The following is a 22,903-nucleotide window of genomic DNA, read 5'->3' on the forward strand; positions in this document are numbered from 1 at the left end:
CAGCGCGCTCAGAGCGCGCGGCGCATGACGTCCAGCACCGCCGCCTCGTCGGGCAGCGCCTGGAACGGGTCGCCCGACGTGAAGATCCGCACCTGCAGCACGGCCTGGTGCAGCAGCATCCCGAGCCCGTGCACGACCGTGCCGTCGGCCTCGAGCCACTGCGACACGAGCCGCGTGGGCCAGGGCGCGTAGGCGACGTCGAACAGCGTCGCGCGACGCAGGCCGGCGGATGCCTCGACGCCCGGGTCCGCGCCGCCGGGGAGCGTGCTCACCACGAGGTCGGCCTCCTCGAGCGTCGCGAGGTCGGCGATCGGACGGACGTCCACAGCCAACCCGAGCCGCGCGCCGAGGTCGACGATCGGCCCGCCCGCCTCGGGCCGGCGAAGGAGCACCTGCACGGTCGCGGCGCCGAGCTCGGCCATGGCCGCGAGGGCGGATGCCGCGGTCGCTCCCCCGCCGACGAGCACGCCGTGGCGCACCAGCTCGCAGCCGGCCTCGCCGAGGGCGCGCACGATCCCGCCGACGTCGGTGTTGAACCCGCGTCGGACGCCGTCGACGAGCAGCACCGTGTTGGCCGCGTTGGTCAGCGTCGCGAGCTCGTCGATCTCGTCGAGGAGCGGCAGCACGTCCTGCTTGAGCGGCATCGTGAGCGAGAGCCCGCGCCATGACGCGTCGCGCGTATCGAGGAACTCCGGCAGCCCGGCGCCGTCGAGCTCGATCGCGGTGTAGTCCCAGTCGAGTCCGAGCTGCTCGTAGGCGGCGCGGTGCAGCGCGGGGCTCTTCGAATGCGAGATCGGCGAACCCAGCACCGCGAGGCGCGTCGCCGCGTCACTCACAGTAGGCGGCGTTCTCTTCGCTCGCCGCACACCAGGCCTGCAGTTGCGCCACCGCGGCCTCGTGCTCCTCGACCGTGGTCGAGAACACCGTCTCGCCCGTCGCGAGGTTCACGGGGACGAAGAACAGCCAGCTCCCGTCGGCGGGATGGACGGCCGCGTTGATCGCGACGTCGCCGGGGTTGCCGATGGGTCCGATGGGGAGGCCGGGGTTGGCGTACGTATTGTAGGGGTTCGACGCGTCGGCGCGCTCGGCGTCGGTGGTCCAGACCGTGTGGGTGTTGCCGGTGCCGTACGCCACCGTGGCATCCGACTCGAGGTTCATGCCCTGGTCGAGGCGGTTCTGGAAGACCCGGGCGACCTTCGGGAAGTCGTCGAGGTTGGAGCCGGCCTCGCGTTGCACGATCGACGCGAGCACGATCGTGTGCCAGCGCTGGTCGGCCGGCACGCCCGCCGCGTCGAGCGCCTCGAACTGGCGGTCGACGAGGGTCTGCAGCACGCCGTGCGCGTCGATGTCGGGATCGAGCGTGTAGGTCGCGGGGAACAGGAAGCCCTCGAGCGTGGTCGCCTCGGCGGGCAGGCCGTAGTTCGCGGGCGGTTCCGCGGCGGCGGCCTGGAGGTCCTCGAGCGGGATGGAGGTGCCCTCCGAGATCGCGACGAGCACGTCGTCGATGGCCGTGCCCTCGGGGATCACGAACGTGTTCTCGAGCTTGTTCGCCGGATCCATGAGGGCGTCGAGGGCCGCCTTGGCGCTCATCTCCTCGGCGAGCCGGTACGCCCCGGGGTGGAACTCGGGCTCGGGGCTCTGTTCGACCAGGAGGTCGTAGAACGCGTCGTAGGAGGCGGTGACGCCCTCGTCGACGAGGTTCTGGGCGATCGAGGATCCGGTGTCTCCCTCGTGGATCATGAAGGTCACCTCGCCGGTGCCCGTGCCCGAGTAGTCGGCTGCGGGCGTGAAGCGCTCGATGACCGCGTTGATCGGTCCCTGCAGGAAGAAGAACGCGCCGACCGCGAGTGCGGCCACGACGACGAGGCCGACGAGGCATCCCCAGGGGCCGCGGCGCTTGGTGCGCGCGTGCTCGGGATCGTGGTCGTGGAAGTCGGGCGCCGCCGCGGCGCGCCGCTCGGCGCGCGACGGCTTGCGCGGCTCGTACACCTCGGGCTCGGGCTCCTCGACGGCCCGGCGCTCCGCCTCGCGCGCCTCCCGGCGGGTCATCGGCTGGTCGCCCGCTCCCCCGGAACCGATCGTCGAGGTCGGCCCGGTGGCCGAGCCGTTCCCGGCGTCGGGGGTGTCTCCGGCGAGGAGCGCGTGCCAGTCCGTCACCTCGCTCGGCGCGGCGCCGCGCGGCTCGTGGGGAAGGTGGGTCACAGGGGGGACGACCCTTCGTCTGTCGTGATCAGGCGGCCGGGCTCCCGGCCCGACGCCCGTTCCGTGTCGATGGCGTGTTGCAGAATGATAACGGCTGCAACTTGGTCGACGATGGGACGCTGGCTTCGGCTCGACTTCCCCGAGGCCCGCAGCGCCTGCTGCGCGCTCACGGTCGAGAGTCGCTCGTCGACCAGCCGCACGGCCGAGCCGGCCGCCGCGAGCCGCCCGGCGAAGGCGATCGCGTCGTCGGTCGAGGCCGTCGGCGCGCCCGACAGCGAGAGCGGATTGCCGACCACGAGCTCGATCGCGTCGAACTCCTCGGCGAGCTCGAGGATGCGTCGGACGTCGGCGTCGCCGTCGACGTCGCGCGCGACCGTCTCGACGGGGACGGCGAGCAGCCCGCCGGCGTCGCAGCGTGCGACGCCGATCCGGGCTCGCCCGACGTCGATGCCGAGTCTCGCTCCCGAGCGCATGGGCCTACCGGCCGAGCTCGTGCTTCACCGCGTCGAGCGCCGCCGGGATCGCGGACACGTCGCTGCCGCCGCCCTGCGCGAGGTCGGGCTTGCCGCCGCCGCCTCCGCCGAGCACCGTGGCCATCGCCTTCGCGAGCGGTCCGGCATTCACACCGGCGTCCCGTGCGGCCGGCGAGGTGGCCACGATCGCGACGGGCTTGCCGCCGACGTCGGCCGCGAGTGCCACGACGGATGCCGCGTCGCCGAGCTTCGACCGCACCGCGGTCGCGAGCGACCGCAGCTCGTCACCCGAGCCGAGGCGTCCGACGGTCTCGGCCACGAGGAGCACGTCGCCCGTGCGCACCGCGTTCGCCGCGAGCGCCGGGACGCGGTCGCTGAGCGCCCGCGCCTCGAACTGCGCGATCTTCTTCTCGGCGGACTTCAGGCTCGACACGAGCTCGCCGACGCGGTCGACGAGCAGCTCGGGCCGCGTCTTCAGGCTCGTGCTGAGCTCGTTCACGAGGGCGCGCTCGGCGGCGAATCGCTGGAACGCCTCGCGACCGACGAGCGACTCGACGCGGCGGTTGGACGCGCCGACCGACGACTCGCCGACGATGTTGATCATGCCGATCTCGGAGCTCGACACCACGTGGGTACCCGCGCAGAGCTCGCGCGACCATGGGCCGCCGATGTCGACGACGCGCACGACGTCGCCGTACTTCTCGCCGAACAGGGCCATGGCGCCGAGCGACTTCGCCTCGTCGAGCGGCATCTCACGGGTGAGCACCGGCAGGTTGTCGCGGATCGCGTTGTTCGAGATCTCCTCGATCTCGCTGCGGGTCTCGGGCGACAGGGCCGAGTTCCACCCGTAGTCGAGGCGCAGGTAGCCGGCCTTGTTGAACGAGCCCGACTGGTGCGCGTTGGGGCCGAGCACCTGGCGCAGCGCCGCGTGCACGATGTGCGTACCGGAGTGCGCCTGCGTCGCGCCGCGGCGGTAGTCCTCGTCGACGAGCGTGGTGGCGTGCTCGCCGACGGCGACCTCGCCGGAGGTCACCTTCACGGTGTGGCTGATGAGGCCCTTCACGGGCTTCTGCACGTCGAGCACCTCGAGCTCGAAGCCGTCGCCGACGATCCGGCCCTGATCGGGGGCCTGGCCGCCCGACTCCGCGTAGAGCGAGGTCTCGGCGAGGATGACCTCCGCCGTCTGGCCCGCCCGCGCGACAGGCGCCGGCCGGCCGTCGACGAGGATGCCGAGCACCGTCGACTCGGTGGTGAGCTCGGAGTAGCCCGTGAAGATCGTCTCGCCCTTGGCGCGGAAGTCGCCGTACACCGACAGGTCGGCGAGCACCTTCTTCTTCGACTTCGCGTCGGCCTTCGCGCGCGTGCGCTGCGCCGTCATGAGCTCGTCGAACGCGCCGCGGTCGACCGACAGCCCGGCCTCCTCGGCCATCTCGAGCGTCAGCTCGATCGGGAAGCCGTAGGTGTCGTGCAGCAGGAACGCGGTGTCGCCCGCGAGCTCGTCGCGACCCGACTGCTTCGTGGACGCGACCGCGCCGTCGAGGATCGACGTGCCCGCCGCGAGCGTGCGGAGGAACGTCTCCTCCTCGCCGAGCGCGAGCTGCTCGATGTGCGCGTAGTCGCGCGCGACCTCGGGATACGCCGCCTTCATGGCGTCGCGGGACGCCGCGAAGAGCTCGCGGAACGTCGGGCCCTCGACCCCGAGCAGGCGCATCGCCCGGATGGTCCGGCGAAGCAGGCGGCGCAGGATGTAGCCGCGGCCCTCGTTCGACGGGCTCACGCCGTCGCTCATGAGCATCAGCGCCGAGCGGACGTGGTCGGCGATGACGCGCATGCGCACGTCGTCCTCGTGATCGGCGCCGTAGCGGCAGCCCGAGAGCTCGGAGGCACGGTCGAGCACCGGTCGGACCTGGTCGATCTCGTACAGGTTGTCGACGCCCTGCTTGATGAACGCGACGCGCTCGAGCCCCATGCCGGTGTCGATGTTCTTCTTCGGCAGCTCCTTGACGATGCGGAAGTCGGTCTTCGACGTCACGTCGTCGATGAGGTACTGCATGAACACGAGGTTCCAGATCTCGACGTAGCGGTCGTCGTCAGTGGCGGGACCGCCGTCGATTCCGTACTCGGGTCCGCGGTCGAAGAAGATCTCCGAGCAGGGGCCGGCCGGGCCGGGCTGGCCGGTGTGCCAGTAGTTCGTGTCCTTGTCGAGGCGCTGGATGCGGTCGTCGGGCAGCCCCGCGACCTTCTTCCAGAGCTCGATGGCCTCGTCGTCGTCCTTGTAGACGGTGACCCAGAGGTCCTTCGGCTCGAAGCCGTAGCCGCCGTCGGCCTCGGGCGTCGTGAGCAGCTCCCAGGCGAGGCTGATCGCCCCCTCCTTGAAGTAGTCGCCGAACGAGAAGTTGCCGTTCATCTGGAAGAACGTGCCGTGCCGAGGGGTCTTGCCGACCTCCTCGATGTCGTTCGTGCGGATGCACTTCTGCACGCTCGTCGCGCGCGGGTACGGCGACGGCACGAGTCCCGTGAGGTACGGCACAAACGGCACCATGCCGGCGACCGTGAAGAGCAGCGTCGGGTCGTCGGAGACGAGCGAGGCGGAGGGCACGACGGTGTGGCCGCGCGCGGCGAAGAAGTCGAGCCAGCGCTGGCGGATGTCTGCGGTCTGCATGGTTCCGTTCTGGTTCAGCGGCGCGATGGGCCGCAGCGAGTCTGGTGCCGGCGGTCAGCGGGCCGCGTCGAGCCCCTCGCCCTGGGCGCGGAGCTCGGCGTCGCGCTCGTGGTAGCCCTCGGCGATCGCCTTCCCGAATGCACGGGCCTTGGCGTCGATCGAGGAGAAGAACTCCTGGCCCTGCTTGGTCTGGTTGAGCTGGTGCGCGGCGACGAAGCCGGCCGCGACGCCGATGGCGAACCACACGATGCTCTTCACGAAGTGCTCCCTCTGCCCGGGTGAATGCCCGCGGGAGTCCCGCCCGGCACCCGACCCAGTCTAGTGGCGTCGGATGCCGCGGCAGCAGGCCGCAGCGCCCGGATCGGCCTCACCCGGGAATGCGACAGGGGCCGCGGGAAGATTCCCGCGGCCCCTGTCGGACGGTGTTCGCCGATCAGCGAGCGGCGTAGTACTCGACGACGAGCTGCACGTCACAGGTCACGGGGACCTCGGCGCGCTTCGGGCGACGCGCGAGCGTGGCCTGGAGCTTGTCGAGCTCCACGTCGAGGTAGCCCGGGAGCTTGGGGAGCACGTCGACGTGGCCGCCGGCCGCGGCGACCTGGAACGGCTCGGTGCCCTCGGAGCGCTGCTTGACGCCGATGACCTGGCCCGGCTTCACGCGGAACGAGGGGCGGTCGACGATCTTGCCGTCGACGAGGATGTGGCGGTGCACCACGAACTGGCGGGCCTGCGCGATGGTGCGGGCGAAGCCGGCGCGCAGCACGAGCGCGTCGAGGCGCATCTCGAGCAGCTCGACGAGGTTCTCACCCGTCAGGCCGTCGGTGCGGCGGGCCTCGTTGAAGGCGATGCGGAGCTGCTTCTCGCGGATGCCGTACTGGGCGCGGAGGCGCTGCTTCTCGCGGAGACGCACGGCGTAGTCGGAGTCCTGCTTGCGCTTGGTGCGGCCGTGCTCGCCGGGAGCGTACGGGCGCTTCTCCATGTACTTGGCGGCCTTCGGGGTGAGGGCGACGCCGAGCGCGCGGGAGAGGCGGGTCTTGCTACGTGACTGGTTCGACACAAGTGTCCTTTCGGAAGAATCTCAAATGCGATTTCACGGCGCGCTGTCGCGCCGGAAGTCCGTGTCAGAGGGATTCGCCAAGGGTGGATCGGCTACAGATCGCACCCGTTCGCCGGTGACCCTCTCGCAGCCGCGCTCGAGGATCTGGCTTCAGGCCAGCGACCATGTTATCACGGCGCGACCGGCGGTCATGGCGGGGTCAGCGCCCGCCGCGCACGATGCGCCGGAGCTTCGCGAGCCGCGCCGAGACCTCGCGCTCGTTGCCGTGCTCGGTCGGTTCGTAGTACGTCGCGCCGCGCAGTTCGGTGGGCAGGTACTCCTGCGCCACGACGCCGATCGGGTCGTCGTGCGGATATACGTAACCCTTGCCGTGGCCGAGCCGCTTCGCGCCCGGGTAGTGGGCGTCGCGGAGGTGCTTGGGCACTCGGCCCGCGCGACCCTCGCGCACGTCGGCGATCGCTCTGTCGATGCCGAGATAGGCGGCGTTCGACTTCGGCGCGGTGGCGAGGTGCACGACCGCCTGGGCGAGCGGGATGCGCCCCTCGGGCATGCCGATGTACTGCACGGCGTCGGCCGCGGCCACCGCGACGCCGAGCGCCGTCGGGTCGGCCATGCCGATGTCCTCCGAGGCGAGCACGATGATGCGGCGGGCGATGAACCGCGGGTCCTCCCCGGCCTCGATCATTCGCGCGAGGTAGTGCAGCGCGGCGTCGACGTCGCTGCCGCGCACCGACTTGATGAACGCGCTGATCACGTCGTAGTGCTCGTCGCCGTTGCGGTCGTAGCGCAGCAGCGCGCGATCGACGGCCCGGGCCACGACCTCGGCGGTGATGACGGGCTTCGCGTGCTTCGCGGCATCCGCCGACTCGGCCGCCTCGTCGTCGGTCGACTCGTCGTCGGTCGACACGTCGTCGCCCGCCTCGCCCTCGGCGCCGCCTTCGGCCGATGCGGCCTGCGCCGCCGCCTGGCTCGCCGCGACGGATGCCGCCTCGAGCGCGGTCAGGGCACGGCGCGCGTCGCCCGAGGCGAGGCGGATGATCGCCGCGCGAGCCTCGGCCTCGAGCTCGACGGCGCCGGCGAGGCCGCGCGGATCGACGAGCGCGCGGTCGACGAGCACGCCGAGGTCGTCGTCGGTGAGGAGCTCGAGGGTGAGCAGGAGCGAACGCGACAGGAGCGGCGAGATGACCGAGAACGACGGGTTCTCGGTCGTCGCGGCGACGAGGATGACCCACCCGTTCTCGACGCCGGGCAGCAACGCGTCCTGCTGCGCCTTCGTGAAGCGGTGGATCTCGTCGAGGAAGAGCACGGTGGAGAGGCCGTAGAGATCGCGGGAGGCGCGGGCCTCCTCCATGACCTGCCGCACGTCGCGCACGCCGGCCGTGACCGCCGACAGCTCGACGAACTTGCGGCCCGACGAGCGGGCGATGGCCTGCGCGAGCGTGGTCTTGCCCGTGCCCGGCGGGCCCCACAGGATGACGGACACCGAGCCCGACTCGCCGCTGCGGTCGCCCGCAAGCGCCACGAGCGGCGACCCCGGGGTGAGCAGGTGGCGCTGCCCGGCGACCTCGTCGAGGCTCGTGGGCCGCATGCGCACGGCGAGCGGGGTCGCGCCGGAGCGCAGCCCCGGGCTGGAGTCCACCATGCCGTCCAGCGTAGCCGCGGCATCCGACACCACCGGCAGTGGACGCTCGCGTGCGGATGCCCGCGCAGGTGCGCCCGCCCGCGCGATTGGTGCCGACGGCGGCGCGTTGCGTAGAGTCGGCACGCAGGAGTCCCGAGAAGGAGCATGCGTGGCATCGAACGACCGTCAGGCGCGTGAGGAACGCGCCCGCCTCCGCACGTACCAGGCGCGCCAGGAGGTGCACGTCCGCAAGCAGCGCCGCCGTGTCCGGGACAACGTGATCGCGGTCGTCGCGCTCGTCGTCGTGCTCGCGCTCGCGACCGCCGCGCAGCTCCTCTACTTCGGCGGCGGACCGGGCACCCCCGTCGCGGAGCCGACGGAGACGCCGACCGCCACGCCCACGCCCACGCCGCCGCCCGGCGAGAACCAGGGCGACGTGCCGTCGGCCGACATCGCCGAGGGCCGCACCTGGACCGGCACGCTCACGCTCAACGACATCCCGCTGGGCGTCGAGCTCGACGGCGCCGCGGCGCCGCAGGCGGTCTCGAGCACGATCAGCCTCGCCCAGTCGGGCTTCTACGACGGCGTGAGCTGCCACCGCCTCACCCGCGACAACATCTGGGTGCTGCAGTGCGGCGACCCGGCCGGCGACGGCACCGGCGGCCCGGGCTACAGCTACGGCCCCGTCGAGAACGCGCCGGCCGACGGCCAGTACCCGGCCGGCACCATCGCGATGGCGCGCCAGCCCACCAACGCCTACAGCCAGGGCAGCCAGTTCTTCATCGTCTACGAGGACACGCAGCTGACGCCCGACGAGGCCGGCGGCTACACGGTGATCGGCCAGGTGACGAGCGGTCTCGACCAGCTCAAGTCGGGCATCACGGACGCCGGGACGGCCGACGGCGGCACCGACGGAGCGCCCGCCGTTCCGGTCACGATCACTGGGTTCACGATCCAGTGACGACCCCGCGCCGCCCGGTGGCGGTGCAATAGGCTTGATGCCGTCAACGCCGCCCATGGGCGGCATCCGACCACGACAGGGTGAGGCCCGTGACCGATTCAGAGCAGCAACCGTGGGGCCGCGTCGACGAGACGGGCACCGTCTTCGTGCGGACGAGCGACGGCGAGCGGGAGGTCGGCCAGTACCCCGACGCGACGGCTGAGGAGGCGCTCGCGTACTTCGAGCGCAAGTACGCCGACCTTGCGGGCCAGGTCGGCCTGCTCGAGCAGCGGGTGCGTCGCGGTGCACCCGCGGCGGATGTCGCGAAGGCCCTCGCGAACCTGCAGGAGTCGGTCGCCGGAGCGCACGCCGTCGGCGACCTGGAGTCGCTCTCCAAGCGCCTCGAGGCCCTGTCGGGCACCACCAAGGAGCTCACCGAGCAGCAGCAGGCCGAGGCGAAGGCCGCACTCGCCGACGCGGTCGCCGAGCGCACCCGCATCGTCGAGCAGGCCGAGGCGCTCGCCGCGCAGGACCCCGCGAAGACGCAGTGGAAGCAGGCGACCGCCGAGCTCGACGCGCTGTTCGCGAGCTGGCAGCAGCACCAGCAAGACGGTCCGCGCCTGCCGAAGAACGAGGCCAATGAGCTGTGGAAGCGATTCCGCACCGCCCGGTCGACGATCGAGCAGCACCGCAAGGCCTTCTTCGCCGAGCTCGACGCCGCCCATCGCGACGTCCGCACCCGCAAGCAGGCGCTCATCGAGCGCGCCGAGGCCCTCGCACCCCGCGGCGCCGACGCCGTCGGCGACTACCGCGCCCTGCTCGACGAGTGGAAGCAGGCCGGCCGCGCCGGCAAGAAGGTCGACGACGCCCTCTGGGCGAAGTTCAAGGCGGCCGGCGACGTGCTGTTCCAGGCGAAGGCCGAGATCGACGCGCAGGAGGACGAGGCCTACCGCGCCAACCTCACCGAGAAGCTCGCGCTCCTCGACGAGGCCGAGAAGCTCCTCACCGAGACCGACCCGAAGCAGGCGCGCGCGGCGCTCAACCGCATCCAGCGCAGCTGGGACGACATCGGCCGGGTCCCCCGCGATCAGGTGCGCCCCGTCGAAGATCGCCTCCGCAAGGTCGAGACGCACGTGCGCTCGCTCGAGGACGAGCGCTGGCAGCGCGAGGACCCCGAGAAGAAGGCGCGCTCCGAGGGCATGGTCGGGCAGCTCCAGGACGCGATCGCCAAGCTCGAGGCCGAGCTCGCCGCAGCCGAGGCATCCGGCGACCAGCGCGCCGCCGCAGAGGCGCGCGAGGCGCTCGACGCCCGTCGGTCGTGGCTGAAGGCGGTCGGCGGCTAGGAGCCGACTCGTCCGTCACCCCCGGTCGGACGTGGTCGTTCTCCACAGCGCGCCCACGGTCGGACCGGCTCGGTGATCGGATGCCGCAGCATGGCCTCATGGCCAGGCTCCCATCGGTGCTCGACACCCGAGACCTCCCGCTCGCCGAGCTGTGCGCGGCCCGCCTCGACGGTGAGCTCTTCGCCGTCGACGACGGCTGGGCCCCGCTCGACGAGCCCGACCTGCCCGCGTTCCGGGCCGCGGTCACCGCGCTGCGTGCGCCGCGATCGCTCGTGATCGAGCGGATGTCGGCGGCATGGGTGCACGGCGCGATCGCCGCTCCCCCGATCGTCGCCCAGTTCTGCGTCCCGCTCAGCGCGCGCATCGCGGTGATCGGCGACCACCGCGCCCTCGTACGCGAGGTGCGCATCGACGACGACGAGATCGTGCGGTTCGGCGGGGTGCCGTGCACGACGCCCACGCGGACGGCGTTCGACCTGCTGCGCGATCCGGTGCTCGACGAGCACGCGATCCTCGACGCGGTCGCAGCCCTCGCCACGTCGCATCCGGAGCTCGCCGGCGCCGTGCGCGATCGACTGGCGGCCGTCCCCCGCATGCCGCACAAGGCGACGGCGCTCGCACGCCTCGACCGGGCCGAGCAGACCGCTCGCCGCGGCGCCGGTGACGCGGCCTAGCCGTCGCTCACGCGGTAGACGTCGTAGACGGCATCGATGCGCCGCACGGCGTTGAGCACGCGGTCGAGGTGGGTGGTGTCCCCCATCTCGAACACGAAGCGGCTGAGCGCGAGCCGGTCGGTCGACGTCGAGACGTTCGCCGAGAGGATGTTCACGTGGTGCTCCGAGAGCACGCGCGTCACGTCGGAGAGCAGGCCCGCCCGGTCGAGCGCCTCGATCTGGATCTGGACGAGGAACACGCTCTTCGAGCTCGGCGCCCACTCCACGTCGATCATCCGCTCGGGCTCGCGCATCAGCGCCTGCACGTTGTGGCAGGCCGCCTGGTGCACCGAGACGCCGGAGCCGCGCGTGATGAAGCCGACGATCTCATCGCCGGGCACCGGCGTGCAGCACCGGGCGAGCTTCACGAGGATGTCGGGGGCGCCGCGCACGAGCACGCCCGAGTCGCTGTTCCGCGGAAGCGGTCGCGAGCGCGTCGAGATGGGGATGTCGGGCTCGTCGTCGCCCTCGTCGACGTCGCGCACGAGCGCGACGACCTTCTCGATCACCGACTGCGTCGAGACGTGCCCTTCGCCGACCGCCGCGTACAGCGACGACACGTCGTCGTACTTCAACAGCGCGGCGACCTCGGCGAACGACTCCTGGCTCATGAGCTTCTGGAGCGGCAGGTTCTGCTTGCGCATCGCGCGGGCGATGGCATCGCGGCCCTGCTCGATCGCCTCGTCGCGCCGCTCCTTGGTGAACCACTGGCGGATCTTGTTGCGGGCGCGGGGGCTCTTGACGAACGTGAGCCAGTCCTTGCTCGGACCCGAGTCGGGGTTCTTCGACGTGAACACCTCGACGACGTCGCCGCTGTTGAGCTCGCTCTCGAGGGGCACAAGGCGCCCGTTGACCTTCGCGCCCATGGTGCGGTGGCCGACCTCGGTGTGCACTGCGTACGCGAAGTCCACCGGGGTCGCACCGGCGGGCAGGCCGATGACCCGGCCCTTCGGCGTGAAGACGTAGACCTCCTTCGCGCCGATCTCGAACCGCAGCGAGTCGAGGAACTCCCCCGGGTCGGCCGTCTCGGCCTGCCAGTCCGAGATGTGCGCGAGCCAGGCCATGTCGGTCTCATGCGCGGCGCTGTCGGTGGCGCGGCCCGAGTTCATCCGCTCCTTGTACTTCCAGTGCGCGGCGACGCCGTACTCGGCGCGCTGATGCATGTCGTGGGTGCGGATCTGGATCTCGACCGCGCGGCCCTTCGGCCCGATGACGGTCGTGTGCAGCGACTGGTAGAGGTTGAACTTCGGGGTCGCGATGTAGTCCTTGAAGCGGCCGGGCAGCGGGGTCCAGCGCGCGTGGATCGAGCCGAGCACGGCGTAGCAGTCGCGCACCGAGTTGACGAGCACCCGGATGCCGACGAGGTCGTAGATCTCGTCGAAGTCGCGGCCGCGCACGATCATCTTCTGGTAGATCGAGTAGTACTGCTTGGGCCGGCCCATGACCTTGCCCCGGATGCGCGCCGCCTTCAGGTCCTCGTTCACGAGGTCGATGACCGTCTGGACGAACTCCTCGCGCTGCGGCGTGCGTTGCTTCACGAGGCTCTCGATCTCGGCGTAGAGCTTCGGGTACAGCACGGCGAACGAGAGGTCCTCCAGCTCCCACTTGATGGCCTGGATGCCCAGGCGGTGCGCGAGCGGCGCGTAGATCTCGAGCGTCTCGGTGGCCTTGCGGGTCGCGGACTCCGCGGGGACGAAGCCCCAAGTGCGCGCGTTGTGCAGTCGGTCGGCGAGCTTGATGATCAGCACGCGGATGTCCTTCGACATCGCGACGATCATCTTGCGGACGGTCTCGGCCTGCGTGGAGTCGCCGTACTTGACCTTGTCGAGCTTCGTGACGCCGTCGACGAGCATCGCGATCTCGTCGCCGAAGTCATGCCGCACCTCGTCGAGCGTGTAGGCGGTGTCCTCCACGGTGTCGTGCAGGAGCGCCGCGGCGACGGTCTTCGGGCCGATGCCGAGGTCGGCGAGGATCTGCGCGACCGCGATCGGGTGCGTGATGTACGGCTCGCCGCTCTTGCGCTTCTGCCCCTCGTGCGCTCGTTCGGCGACCGTGTACGCGCGCTCGATGAGCCCGAGGTCGGCCTTCGGGTGGTGCATGCGTACCGTGCGCATGAGCGTGTCGACGGCTCCCGACGGCTGGGCCTTCGAGAAGATCCGAGGCACGAGGCGGCGCAGCGAAGCGGTCGAGTTGACTCCCGCCTCGGTCATGCGCGCACCTCCAAGACTCAATTATCGCCGCTCGGAGGAGTGCTCCGCGCCGCTCTCGCCCGAGGCGAACATCAGACCGGCGTCGGCAGGGCCCCCGCGGTCTCGGCGGAGGCACCGCCGGCCCGCTCGCGCTCCTTCAGCACCTTCTGGTCGTGGCGCTTGATCGCCGGCTCGCCCTCACGCAGCTGCGAGTAGAGCGGAGCCGCGATGAACACGGTCGACCAGGTGCCGACGAGGATGCCGATCAGCAGCGCGAGCGAGATGTCGCGCAGCGTGTCGGCGCCCAGGACGCCCGCACCGATGAAGAGGATGGCCGCGACCGGAAGCGCTGCGACGACGCTCGTGTTGATCGAACGCACGAGGGTCTGGTTCACCGCGAGGTTCACCGACTCCGCAAACGTCCGTCGCGACTCGGGCCCGGCGTCCTCCGTCGTGTTCTCGCGGATCTTGTCGAAGACCACGACGGTGTCGTACAGCGAGTAGCTGAGGATCGTCAGGACGCCGATCGTCGCCGCAGGGCTGATCTCGAAGCCCACGGCGGCGTAGATGCCGACCGTGGCGATGAGGTCGCCCATGAGCGCGAGGATCGCCGCGAGGGACATCTTCCACGTTCGGAAGTACAGCGCCATGATGATCGCCGCAAGCAGCACGAACGCGATGAGGCCGACGAGCGCCTGCCTGGTGACATCCGCACCCCAGCTCGGGCCGATGAAGGACGATGTCACCTCGGACACGGGCACGTCGTACGCCTCCGCCAGCGCCGCGGCGACCTCCTGGGACTCGGCCTGCTCGAGCTGGTCGGTCTGCACGCGGACGCCGTCGCCACCCACGATCGTGACGTGCGAGACGGCACCGGGCACCACCGACGCCACGGCGTCGCTGGCCGGCTGGGTGGTGGCGTTCTCGACGTTCGCGATCTGGAACTGCGACCCGCCGCGGAACTCGATGCTGAAGTTCACACCGCGCAGGAGCGGGATCGCGATCGTCAGGATGATGATCACGCCCGCGATCAGGTACCACTTCTTACGGCCGCCGACGAAGTTGAACGAGCGCTTGCCCGTGTAGAGGTCGTTGCCGAACTGGGTGAGCCGGTTGGCCATCAGGACTCCTTGCCTTCGCTCGACCCGCTGCCGACGCCTGCGGTGGCCTTGCGTTCTGCGATGGTCTGGCGCTTCTGCGCCTCCTTCGAGCTCGACGCCACCTTGCTCGCGGGAACCGCGACCGGCTTGCGGAACTCGGCACGGCCGCGGTAGACCGCGCCCAGCGCGTTCGGGTCGAGGCCCGACCACGGGTTGCCGCTCGAGAAGAACTTCGTCTGCGCGAGCAGCTGGAGCATCGGGTGCGTGAAGAGGATCACGACGACCACGTCGATGATGGTGGTGAGACCGAGCGTGTAGGCGAAGCCCTTCACGCTGCCGACCGCGAGGATGAACAGCACGACGGCGGCGAGCAGGTTCACGCCCTTCGACGCGAGGATCGTGCGGAACGCACGCTTCCAGCCGGCCTCGACCGCGCCGACCAGTGGCCTGCCGTCGCGGAGCTCGTCTCGGACGCGTTCGAAGTACACGATGAACGAGTCCGCTGTGAAGCCGATCGCGACGATGAGGCCCGCGATGCCTGCGAGCGAGAGGCGGTACCCCTCGCGCCAGGACAGGATCGTGATCGCCAGGTACGTGATGAGTCCCACGATGACGAGCGACGCGATCGTGACGCTGCCGAGCGCCCGGTATTGGAACAGGGTGTAGATCACGACGAGGATGAGGCCGATGAGGCCCGCGATGAGGCCCGACTCCAACTGCGACGTGCCCAGTGTGGCCGAGATCGTGTCGGACGACTGCACCGTGAAGCTGATCGGCAGGGCGCCGAACTTCAGCTGGTCGGCGAGCGACTTCGACGACTCCTGCGTGAAGCTGCCCGTGATCTGCGGGCGGCCGTCGGTGATGACGCCGTTCATCGACGGTGCGGTGAGCACGGCGCCGTCGAGGACGAACGCGAACTGGTCGCGCGGCGTCTGGCCCTGCAGGCCGAAGAGCCGCGTCGAGACCGCCGCGAAGTCCTTGGTGCCCTGGTCGTCGAACTGGATGTTCACGGCCCACTGCCCGGTGTTCGCACCGGTCTGGGTTTGGATCATGCCGTTCGTCGCATCGACGATGTTCTCACCGCTCGCCTCGACCGGGCCGAGCAGGTACTTCGCGGTGCGCGACACGTCGCAGGTGACGAGCGGCTCGTCGGCGGGAGCGACGTTCGTGGCCGCCTCGTCGAGCGTCGAGCAGTCGAAGTTGTCGAACTCGTCCTGCAGGGCGGGCGTGATCCACGCGGGGTCGCTGCCGTCCGTCGGCTCGGCGGTCGGCGTGTCGGACAGCTCCTCGGCCGGCTCGGTGGGAGCCGGGCTCTCGGTGGAGTCGATCGCCTGGTTCGTCGCGGCATCCGCGAGCAGCACGGCCCGCAGCTCGAGCTTGGCCGACGACTCGATGCGCGCACGCGTCTGGTCGTCGAGCTCGCCCGGGATGCGGACGACGACGTTCGAGCCCTCGGTGTTGATCTCGGCCTCGGCCACGCCGGAGGCGTCGACGCGCTGGCGGATGATCGACACCGCCTGGTCGAGCTGCTCCTGCGAGACGGATGCGCCGGTCTCGACCTTGGGTTCGAGGATGATCTGCGTGCCGCCCTCGAGGTCGAGGGCGAGCTTCGGGGTCCACGAGCCGTTGCCCCAGATCACACCGGCGGCGTTGATCGCGAAGAGTCCGACGATGATGACGCCGAGCCAGGTGAGCGATCGCCAGGCCTTGCGAACAGGGGTCGGCCGCGATGACCGCTTCGATGGTGCAGCCACGTGTTCTGCTTTCTCTGCTGGAGCCCGCGCGACGCCGCGCGGGCCGAGCCTCGGTTGGGAGCCTTAGTCGTCCGACTTCTTGGTGTCGGGCGTCTCGTCGCTGGGCGCGTCGTCGACGCGCTCGCCGTACTCGGGCGCGCCGTCGGCGTCGACCGAGCCGACCTCGGTCGCGGCAGCGACCGCCGCGGGCTCCACCACGCGGGCGATCGTCTGGCGGTGCACCGTGAGCACCGTGCCGGGCGAGGTCTCGACGAGGACCTGGTTCTCGTCCTCGTCGATGGAGAGGATCGTTCCGAAGACGCCGAAGTTGGTCATCACCTTCGCCCCCGGCTGGACCTTCGACTGCAGGTCGCGGGCGTCCGCCTGGCGCTTGCGCGAGTTGCGGAACATGAAGAAGATCAGCACCGCCAGGACGGCGAGCATGATGATAGTGAACGGATCGAACGTCATGAGGGGAGGGAACCTTCCGGTGTGCGGCGTACCGCACGGAGTCGACGGCGGTGAGGACGAAGCCTCAATGGATTATAGGTCATCGATCGGAAGGGTCGCTGCGCCCTGGGGAGCGCTTCCCGACAGTCCGAAGTGCTGCCACGCCGCCGGCGTCGCGACCCGCCCGCGCGGGGTGCGCGTGATGAGCCCGATGCGCACGAGGAAGGGCTCGACGACCGCCTCGATCGTCTCGGCCTCCTCGCCCACGGAGACCGCGAGCGTGTTGAGCCCGACCGGACCCCCGCCGAATCGCGTGAGGATCGTCTGCATGACCGCACGATCGAGCCGGTCGAGCCCGAGCGCGTCGACGTCGTAGAGGTCGAGGGCGGCGCGCACCGCCTCGACATCCGCCCGGCCGGAGCGGTGCCCTGAGCCCGTCGACGGGTGCACGAGCGAATAGTCGCGCACGCGCCGGAGCAGCCGGTTGGCGATGCGGGGGGTGCCGCGGCAGCGCCCGGCGATCTCGGCGAGGGCCTCGTGGTCGATGGCGAGGCCGAGCATCCTCGCGGCGCGCTCGAGCACCTGCTCGAGCTCGGCCTCGTCGTAGAACTCGAGGTGCGCCGTGAACCCGAAGCGGTCGCGGAGGGGGTTCGGCAGCAGTCCGGCGCGCGTCGTGGCGCCGACGAGCGTGAACGGCGCGAGGTCGAGCGGCACCGAGGTGGCCCCTGCGCCCTTGCCGACCATGATGTCGATGCGGAAGTCCTCCATGGCGAGGTAGAGCATCTCTTCAGCCGAGCGGGCCATGCGGTGGATCTCGTCGATGAAGAGCACCTCGCCCGGCACGAGCGAGCTGAGGATCGCCGCGAGGTCGCCCGCGTGCTGGATCGCCGGGCCGCTCGACATGCGCAGCGGCCGGCCGCCCTCGTGCGCCACGATCATGGCGAGCGTGGTCTTGCCGAGCCCCGGCGGGCCCGCGAGCAGGATGTGGTCGGGCGTGCGCTGCTGCAGCGTCGCGGCCGTGAGCAGCAGCTGCAACTGGCCCCTGACGCGGGTCTGCCCGACGAACTCGGCGAGGCTGCGGGGCCGCAGCGCGCCCTCGAACGCGAGCTCGGCCTCGGACGCGAGGACCGGGTCGGTGAGGTCGACGTCGCCGTCGCGATCGTCGACACCGCTGCGATCGCCGCTCATCGCGCCCGGCCCGCCTGCTGCGCCGGGCCGAGCCGGGCGAGCGTGAGCCGCAGCAGCGCGGGCACGGATGCCGCGTCGGCATCGGATGCCTCGGCCACCGTCTCCTCGACCGCCTCGGCGGCCACCCGCTCGGACCAGCCGAGGCCCGTGAGCGCCGCGAGCACGTTCTCGGCCGCGCCGCCGCGCGCGATCGGCACCGGTGCGGACGGCGTGGAGCGCGGGGCGACGAGCTTGCCGGCCAGCGAGACGGTGATGAGCTTGGCGGTCTTGGGCCCGATGCCGCTGACCTTGCGGAACGCCGTGTCGTCGTCCGCCTGCACGGCCGCGGCGACCTGCTCGGGCGAGAGCGCGGACAGCACGCCGAGGGCGGACTTGGGGCCGACCCCCGTGACGCCGATGAGCAGCTCGAAGACGTCGAGCTCGTCGCGCGTGGCGAAGCCGAACAGCGTCAGCGCGTCCTCGCGCACGATGAGGCTGGTGTGCACGGTGATCTCGTCGCCCTCACGGCTCGCGAGCGCCAGCGCGGGCGTGGCGTTCACGTGGAACCCGACACCGCCGACCTCGATCACGACCGAACTGCCGGCCGCCGTGAGCACGCGGCCGCGGAGAGAGGAGATCACTCCTTCACCCTACGGGCGGCCCCCGACACGGCGGCGGAGCGTTCAGCGGCGAGCCATGCGCGCTGCGCGGGCGTGAGGGCGGCGTCCTCGGCGGGACTGCGACGTGCGTCGGCCACGGCCTCCCCCGCCGCACCGCCGGTGCGCCAGGCGTGGCAGATCGCCAGGGCCAGGGCGTCCGCGGCATCCGCCGGCTTCGGCACCTGCTCGAGCCCGAGGATGCGGGCGACCATCGCGCCCACTTGCGCCTTGTCGGCGCGGCCGTACCCGGTGATCGCGGCCTTCACCTCGCTCGGCGTGTGCAATGCCACGGGCAGGGCGCGACGGGCGGCGATGAGCATCGCGACGCCCGAGATCTGGGCGGTGCCCATGATCGTCGAGACATCCGATCGAGCGAAGACGCGCTCGAGCGCGACCGCCTGCGGACGGTGCTCGTCGACGATGGCCTCGAGCCCGTCGGCGATGCGCGCGAGCCGGCGCGGCGTGTCGAGGTCGGCGGGCGACCGAAGCACGACGACGTCGACGAGCCGAGCCGTGCGGTTCGGCTCGACATCCACCACGCCCACGCCGCAGCGCGTGAGTCCCGGGTCGATGCCGAGCACGCGCACGGCGATCGGCCTAGTCCTCGTCCTCGAGCTGCGCCTGCACCTCGGGGCTCAGGTCGAAGTTGCTGTAGACGTTCTGGACGTCGTCGCTGTCCTCGAGCGCGTCGATGAGGCGGAACACCTTGCGCGCCGTGTCGGCGTCGATCTCGACCTTGAGGTTCGGCACGAACTCGACGTCGGCCGACTCGTAGTCGAGGCCGGCCTCCTGCAGCGCCTTGCGCACCGCGACCATGTCGGACGGGTCGGTGATGACCTCGAAGCCCTGGGCGTGCGGCTCGATCTCCTCGGCGCCGGCCTCGAGGGCCGCCATCATGACGTCGTCCTCGGTCGTGCCCTCACCGGACACCACGATGACGCCCTTGCGGGTGAAGTTGTAGGCGACCGAGCCCGGGTCGGCGAGCGTGCCGCCGTTGCGACTCAGCCCCGTGCGCACCTCGGCGGCGGCGCGGTTCTTGTTGTCGGTCAGCACCTCGACCATCATGGCCACGCCCGACGGGCCGTAGGCCTCGTACGTGATGCTCAGGTACTCGACCGCCTCGCCGCCGATGCCGGCGCCGCGCTTGATGGCGCGGTCGATGTTGTCGTTCGGCACCGAGGTCTTCTTGGCCTTCTGCACGGCGTCGTACAGGGTCGGGTTGCCGTTGAGGTCGGCGCCGCCCATCTTGGCGGCGACCTCGATGTTCTTGATGAGCTTGGCGAAGGACTTCGCGCGACGCGCGTCGATGACGGCCTTCTTGTGCTTCGTCGTGGCCCACTTGGAATGCCCGGACATGCTGCTCCTGGTTCGGCTTCTCGGCGGGTCCGCCCGCCGACATCCCATTCTAGGCCAGCCCTGCCCTCGGCCCCGGGCGGCAGGCGGATGCCTCGGCGGCTCGTTCGACCGGCGGGCGGGCCGCCCACGTCAGGCCAGCAGCTTCGCCAGCGTGCGCAGGTTGCGGTTCGTCGTCGTCGGCTTGAATCGGGCCTTCGCCAGCACCTTGGCGAAGGGGGTGTCGACGGTCGTGCCCTTCACCGGGTTCCAGTACACGACGCCGTCGCCACGGCTGATCGGGTCGACGTCGGGGTCCGTCTTCCCCGCCGTCTCGAGCAGGTCGTCGAGCGCGGATGCCTCGGACGCGAACACGACCCACGGCTGGCGCGATGCGTCGTCGGCGTCGAACGGGAAGGCCTCGATGACGCGCTCGAGGTCCTCGCGGGTGACGAGCACGATCCACGCCTCGTAGCCGAAGCGCTCGCCGAGCGCACGCTCGAGGTCGCGCTTCAGCGCGGCGGAATCCGTTCGCCCGCTGTCGAAGGCGACGTTGCCGCTCGCGAGCACCGTGCGCACGCCCTCGAAGCCGAGCGACTCGACGAGGTCGCGCAGGTCGGCCGACCTGATGGTGATGCCGCCCACGTTGACGCCCCGGAGCAGTGCGATGTAGCGGGTCATGCCCCCGAGTGTATGGGGCGCCCCCGTCATGCGCAGCGGCCGCGGGTCGCGCCTCCGACGCTCACGGGATGGGCGGGACCGGGCGTCCTTCGTAGAGCTCGCCCATCGCGCGTTCGTAGCGGCGCTTCAGCAGCAGCGTGTAGAGCAGCCGGACCGGCGCGGGCAGGTTCTCCTTCATCCAGGCGGGCCGCTCGGCCTCGGGGATCGTCGCGAGCATCAGGCCGAACTGGATCGCCATCACGTCGCGCGGAAGCTCCTTCCGCGCCTCCTGGATGCCCTTGCGGGCGTGCTCCCCCATCTCGTCCCACTCGGCCTGGGTGAGCACCGACCCGGCGACGGGGACGATGTCGGCCTCCTCGTGGCCGAGATGGCCGATGAGGGTGTCGCGCACGCGTTCGACGCCGGCCGCCAGCCGATCCCGCGTCGCGGCATCCGCCGACGTGCGCCACGGCTCGACGAGCGGCTCGACGTCGTGGAGCTCGGCGGCCACCTGCGCGTGCTGCATGCGCATCAGCTCCACGTGCGGCGCGCAGCCCGGGGACCGCTCGACGAGGCGGTCCCACAGCACCACGTCCTCGGTCTCGTGGTGCAGGTGCAGGGCGTAGAAGTCCATCGACGCGTAGTCCGCGACGACGTCCGCCCGGGCGACATCGCCGTCGGGGACCGCGCGCACCAGCCCGGGGAGCTCCCGGTACAGCCAGCGGAAGATGCGGTGCACCTGGATGAGATCGGAGGTGTCGCATCCCAGCGGCTCGCCGGCCGGACGGTCCTCCGACGAGCTCGGCAGCTTTGTGACCACGGGGCACCTCGTTCCCGCGCCGCTCCGCATCCGGTCGCTGCGCCCGGTGGCGGCGCTGCGCCGGACGAGCGTGACGAGGGGAGCCTACGCGCGGCGGGCGGCCGGACGCATCGGGGATTCCACGGAACGCGCGGCGACTACGCGCTCGCCTCCCGCGCGGCGATCCGGGCGCGGACCTTGCCGAGGAAGTACGCGTGGAAGCGGAACTCGCCGGTGATCTCGGGGTGGAAGCTCGTGCCGAGCAGGTCGCCCTGCTCGACCGCCACGACCCGGCCGTCGGGGATCGTCGCGAGCGCGGTCGCGGCGGGACCGACCGACTCCACCACCGGCCCGCGGATGAACACGGCGTGCACGGGGTCGTCGCCGAGCGCAGGGACGTCGAGGTCCGTCTCGAACGACTGGTTCTGCGAGCCGAACGCGTTGCGCCGCACGACGACGTCGAGGCCGCCGAGCGACTGCTGCCCGGCGATCGCGTCGAGCACGGTGTCGGCGAGCATGATGAGCCCGGCGCACGTGCCGTACACGGGCAGGCCCTCGGCGATCCGCGCCCTCAGCGGCTCGGCGAGCCCGTAGGCGCGCGACAGCTTGTCCATGACGGTCGACTCGCCCCCGGGGATCACGAGACCGTCGACGGCGTCGAGCTCCTCGGGCCGGCGGACCAGCGACACGTGCGCGCCGAGGCGCGACAGCACGTGCGCGTGCTCCCGGAAGTCGCCCTGCAGCGCGAGCACCCCGACGCGGGGACCGGACGAGGCCGGCTCTCCTGCGTCGAGCGACTCGCCGCGGAGGGTGGTGGTCACCAGCCGCGCTCGGCCAGACGGTGCGGCGCCGCCAGGTCGCCCACGTTGATGCCGACCATGGCCTCGCCCAGGCCGCGCGACACGTCGGCGATGACCGACGGGTCGTCGTAGAAGGTGGTCGCCTTGACGACGGCCGCGGCGCGCGCCTCGGGGTTGCCCGACTTGAAGATGCCCGACCCCACGAACACGCCGTCGGCGCCGAGCTGCATCATCATCGCGGCATCCGCCGGCGTGGCGACCCCGCCCGCGGTGAAGAGCACGACCGGAAGCTTGCCGGTCTCGGCCACCTCGAGCACGAGCTCGTAGGGGGCCTGGAGCTCCTTCGCGGCGACGTAGAGCTCGTCGCGCGTCATCGACTTCAGCTGGTTGATCTCGGAGGTGATCTTGCGGATGTGCTTGGTCGCCTCGGAGACGTCGCCGGTGCCGGCCTCGCCCTTCGACCGGATCATCGCCGCGCCCTCGTTGATGCGGCGCAGGGCCTCGCCGAGGTTGGTGGCACCGCAGACGAAGGGGGTGTTGAAGGCCCACTTGTCGATGTGGTTCACGTAGTCGGCCGGCGACAGCACCTCGGACTCGTCGATGTAGTCGACGTCGAGGGCCTGCAGCACCTGCGCCTCGACGAAGTGGCCGATGCGCGCCTTCGCCATGACGGGGATCGAGACCTCGGCGATGATCGCCTCGATGAGGTCGGGGTCGCTCATGCGGGCGACGCCGCCCTGGGCCCGGATGTCGGCGGGCACGCGCTCGAGGGCCATGACGGCGACGGCGCCGGCGTCCTCGGCGATGCGGGCCTGCTCGGCGGTGACGACGTCCATGATCACGCCGCCCTTCAGCATCTCGGCGAGGCCGCGCTTCACGCGGCTCGAGCCGGTCTCGGCAGTGCTCATCTTGGGGGTTCCCTTCGGTGGAGGACGCGTGTTCACGCAGGCTCTCGGCCAATGCGAGCGCTTGGCCTAGGCCAAACGGTAGCATGGACCGCGAC

Annotated in this window: 22 protein-coding genes; 3 read left to right on the forward strand and 19 right to left on the reverse strand. The window is 71.1% G+C overall.

The window, feature by feature from the left end:
* Window positions 1-8: 8 nt before the first annotated feature.
* The 7 genes from ACFVN5_RS09850 to ACFVN5_RS09880 form a co-directional block, all read right to left on the reverse strand.
* Entirely contained in the window at window positions 9-836 is an 828-nt protein-coding gene (locus ACFVN5_RS09850) for a shikimate dehydrogenase (RefSeq protein WP_376954880.1), read from the reverse strand.
* Window positions 829-2,202: an endolytic transglycosylase MltG gene (gene mltG, locus ACFVN5_RS09855; RefSeq protein ID WP_376954881.1), complete on the reverse strand. Its 1,374-nt coding sequence runs from the start codon at window positions 2,200-2,202 to the stop codon at window positions 829-831. The genes ACFVN5_RS09850 and mltG overlap by 8 nt, the downstream gene beginning before the upstream one ends.
* The gene (ruvX, locus tag ACFVN5_RS09860) at window positions 2,199-2,675 is read right to left on the reverse strand and encodes a Holliday junction resolvase RuvX (RefSeq protein WP_376954882.1); all 477 of its coding nucleotides are present in this window, start codon (window positions 2,673-2,675) and stop codon (window positions 2,199-2,201) included. Before ruvX ends, mltG begins: the two co-directional genes overlap by 4 nt.
* 4 nt (window positions 2,676-2,679) lie before the next feature.
* Entirely contained in the window at window positions 2,680-5,337 is a 2,658-nt protein-coding gene (gene alaS, locus ACFVN5_RS09865) for an alanine--tRNA ligase (protein WP_376954883.1), read from the reverse strand.
* 54 nt (window positions 5,338-5,391) lie between these two features.
* Window positions 5,392-5,595 carry a hypothetical protein gene (locus ACFVN5_RS09870; protein WP_376954884.1) on the reverse strand — a complete coding sequence of 68 codons (204 nt, stop codon included), beginning with the start codon at window positions 5,593-5,595 and terminating at the stop codon, window positions 5,392-5,394.
* Window positions 5,596-5,770: 175 nt separating this feature from the next.
* Window positions 5,771-6,394, reverse strand: coding sequence for a 30S ribosomal protein S4 (rpsD, locus tag ACFVN5_RS09875; RefSeq protein ID WP_376954885.1), 624 nt, complete (start codon window positions 6,392-6,394; stop codon window positions 5,771-5,773).
* A 199-nt stretch (window positions 6,395-6,593) separates the two neighbouring features.
* Window positions 6,594-8,036, reverse strand: coding sequence for a replication-associated recombination protein A (locus ACFVN5_RS09880; protein ID WP_376954886.1), 1,443 nt, complete (start codon window positions 8,034-8,036; stop codon window positions 6,594-6,596).
* A gap of 148 nt (window positions 8,037-8,184) precedes the next feature.
* On the opposite strand from ACFVN5_RS09880, the gene ACFVN5_RS09885 reads away from it, so the two are divergent.
* The 3 genes from ACFVN5_RS09885 to ACFVN5_RS09895 all read left to right on the forward strand — a co-directional run bounded on the left by ACFVN5_RS09885 (window position 8,185) and on the right by ACFVN5_RS09895 (window position 10,972).
* On the forward strand, window positions 8,185-8,976 hold the full coding sequence (locus ACFVN5_RS09885; protein WP_376954887.1) for a peptidylprolyl isomerase: 792 nt from the start codon (window positions 8,185-8,187) through the stop codon (window positions 8,974-8,976).
* An 89-nt stretch (window positions 8,977-9,065) separates the two neighbouring features.
* Complete coding sequence (locus ACFVN5_RS09890) at window positions 9,066-10,298, forward strand: DUF349 domain-containing protein (protein ID WP_376954889.1); 1,233 nt, start codon at window positions 9,066-9,068, stop codon at window positions 10,296-10,298.
* Between the two features lie 98 nt (window positions 10,299-10,396).
* Window positions 10,397-10,972: a hypothetical protein gene (locus tag ACFVN5_RS09895; protein ID WP_376954890.1), complete on the forward strand. Its 576-nt coding sequence runs from the start codon at window positions 10,397-10,399 to the stop codon at window positions 10,970-10,972.
* Here the strand turns inward: ACFVN5_RS09895 and ACFVN5_RS09900 are convergent.
* From ACFVN5_RS09900 to pdxS, 12 genes are all read right to left on the reverse strand, one after another.
* The gene (locus tag ACFVN5_RS09900) at window positions 10,969-13,221 is read right to left on the reverse strand and encodes a RelA/SpoT family protein (protein WP_376954891.1); all 2,253 of its coding nucleotides are present in this window, start codon (window positions 13,219-13,221) and stop codon (window positions 10,969-10,971) included. The two genes, ACFVN5_RS09895 and ACFVN5_RS09900, sit on opposite strands and share 4 nt — an antisense overlap.
* A 71-nt stretch (window positions 13,222-13,292) precedes the next feature.
* Window positions 13,293-14,321: a protein translocase subunit SecF gene (gene secF, locus ACFVN5_RS09905; RefSeq protein ID WP_376954892.1), complete on the reverse strand. Its 1,029-nt coding sequence runs from the start codon at window positions 14,319-14,321 to the stop codon at window positions 13,293-13,295.
* Window positions 14,321-16,054 carry a protein translocase subunit SecD gene (gene secD / locus ACFVN5_RS09910; protein ID WP_376954893.1) on the reverse strand — a complete coding sequence of 578 codons (1,734 nt, stop codon included), beginning with the start codon at window positions 16,052-16,054 and terminating at the stop codon, window positions 14,321-14,323. The genes secF and secD overlap by 1 nt, the downstream gene beginning before the upstream one ends.
* Window positions 16,055-16,117: 63 nt before the next feature.
* Window positions 16,118-16,504, reverse strand: coding sequence for a preprotein translocase subunit YajC (gene yajC / locus ACFVN5_RS09915; RefSeq protein ID WP_376954894.1), 387 nt, complete (start codon window positions 16,502-16,504; stop codon window positions 16,118-16,120).
* A 72-nt stretch (window positions 16,505-16,576) separates the two neighbouring features.
* The gene (gene ruvB / locus ACFVN5_RS09920) at window positions 16,577-17,671 is read right to left on the reverse strand and encodes a Holliday junction branch migration DNA helicase RuvB (protein WP_376954895.1); all 1,095 of its coding nucleotides are present in this window, start codon (window positions 17,669-17,671) and stop codon (window positions 16,577-16,579) included.
* Window positions 17,668-18,291 (reverse strand): Holliday junction branch migration protein RuvA, encoded by a 624-nt coding sequence (ruvA, locus tag ACFVN5_RS09925; RefSeq protein ID WP_376954896.1) that lies wholly within the window; start codon window positions 18,289-18,291, stop codon window positions 17,668-17,670. The genes ruvB and ruvA overlap by 4 nt, the downstream gene beginning before the upstream one ends.
* A complete protein-coding gene (ruvC, locus tag ACFVN5_RS09930; RefSeq protein WP_376954897.1) occupies window positions 18,288-18,896 on the reverse strand; it encodes a crossover junction endodeoxyribonuclease RuvC in 609 nt (202 codons plus the stop codon). The genes ruvA and ruvC overlap by 4 nt, the downstream gene beginning before the upstream one ends.
* A 10-nt stretch (window positions 18,897-18,906) precedes the next feature.
* The gene (locus ACFVN5_RS09935; protein WP_376954898.1) at window positions 18,907-19,665 is read right to left on the reverse strand and encodes a YebC/PmpR family DNA-binding transcriptional regulator; all 759 of its coding nucleotides are present in this window, start codon (window positions 19,663-19,665) and stop codon (window positions 18,907-18,909) included.
* Between the two features lie 129 nt (window positions 19,666-19,794).
* Window positions 19,795-20,322: a DUF1697 domain-containing protein gene (locus ACFVN5_RS09940; RefSeq protein WP_376954899.1), complete on the reverse strand. Its 528-nt coding sequence runs from the start codon at window positions 20,320-20,322 to the stop codon at window positions 19,795-19,797.
* A 61-nt stretch (window positions 20,323-20,383) separates the two neighbouring features.
* Window positions 20,384-21,121 (reverse strand): hemerythrin domain-containing protein, encoded by a 738-nt coding sequence (locus ACFVN5_RS09945; protein WP_376954901.1) that lies wholly within the window; start codon window positions 21,119-21,121, stop codon window positions 20,384-20,386.
* A 137-nt stretch (window positions 21,122-21,258) separates the two neighbouring features.
* A complete protein-coding gene (gene pdxT, locus ACFVN5_RS09950) occupies window positions 21,259-21,921 on the reverse strand; it encodes a pyridoxal 5'-phosphate synthase glutaminase subunit PdxT (RefSeq protein ID WP_376954903.1) in 663 nt (220 codons plus the stop codon).
* Window positions 21,918-22,808: a pyridoxal 5'-phosphate synthase lyase subunit PdxS gene (gene pdxS / locus ACFVN5_RS09955; protein WP_376954904.1), complete on the reverse strand. Its 891-nt coding sequence runs from the start codon at window positions 22,806-22,808 to the stop codon at window positions 21,918-21,920. Before pdxS ends, pdxT begins: the two co-directional genes overlap by 4 nt.
* Between the last annotated feature and the right edge of the window lie 95 nt (window positions 22,809-22,903).

This window comes from Agromyces sp. NPDC057865 (genome assembly GCF_042796995.1).
In the GTDB taxonomy this organism is placed as follows: Bacteria; Actinomycetota; Actinomycetes; order Actinomycetales; family Microbacteriaceae; genus Agromyces.

Excerpts from the sequence above, each read along its gene's own strand:
- ruvX (WP_376954882.1), bottom strand. The coding sequence starts at position 2,675 with ATGCGCTCGGGAGCGAGACTCGGCATCGACGTCGGGCGAGCCCGGATC.
- alaS (WP_376954883.1), bottom strand. The coding sequence starts at position 5,337 with ATGCAGACCGCAGACATCCGCCAGCGCTGGCTCGACTTCTTCGCCGCG.
- ACFVN5_RS09880 (WP_376954886.1), bottom strand. The coding sequence starts at position 8,036 with ATGGTGGACTCCAGCCCGGGGCTGCGCTCCGGCGCGACCCCGCTCGCC.
- ACFVN5_RS09895 (WP_376954890.1), top strand. The coding sequence starts at position 10,397 with ATGGCCAGGCTCCCATCGGTGCTCGACACCCGAGACCTCCCGCTCGCC.
- ACFVN5_RS09900 (WP_376954891.1), bottom strand. The coding sequence starts at position 13,221 with ATGACCGAGGCGGGAGTCAACTCGACCGCTTCGCTGCGCCGCCTCGTG.
- secF (WP_376954892.1), bottom strand. The coding sequence starts at position 14,321 with ATGGCCAACCGGCTCACCCAGTTCGGCAACGACCTCTACACGGGCAAG.
- yajC (WP_376954894.1), bottom strand. The coding sequence starts at position 16,504 with ATGACGTTCGATCCGTTCACTATCATCATGCTCGCCGTCCTGGCGGTG.
- ruvB (WP_376954895.1), bottom strand. The coding sequence starts at position 17,671 with ATGAGCGGCGATCGCAGCGGTGTCGACGATCGCGACGGCGACGTCGAC.
- ACFVN5_RS09935 (WP_376954898.1), bottom strand. The coding sequence starts at position 19,665 with ATGTCCGGGCATTCCAAGTGGGCCACGACGAAGCACAAGAAGGCCGTC.
- ACFVN5_RS09940 (WP_376954899.1), bottom strand. The coding sequence starts at position 20,322 with ATGACCCGCTACATCGCACTGCTCCGGGGCGTCAACGTGGGCGGCATC.
- pdxS (WP_376954904.1), bottom strand. The coding sequence starts at position 22,808 with ATGAGCACTGCCGAGACCGGCTCGAGCCGCGTGAAGCGCGGCCTCGCC.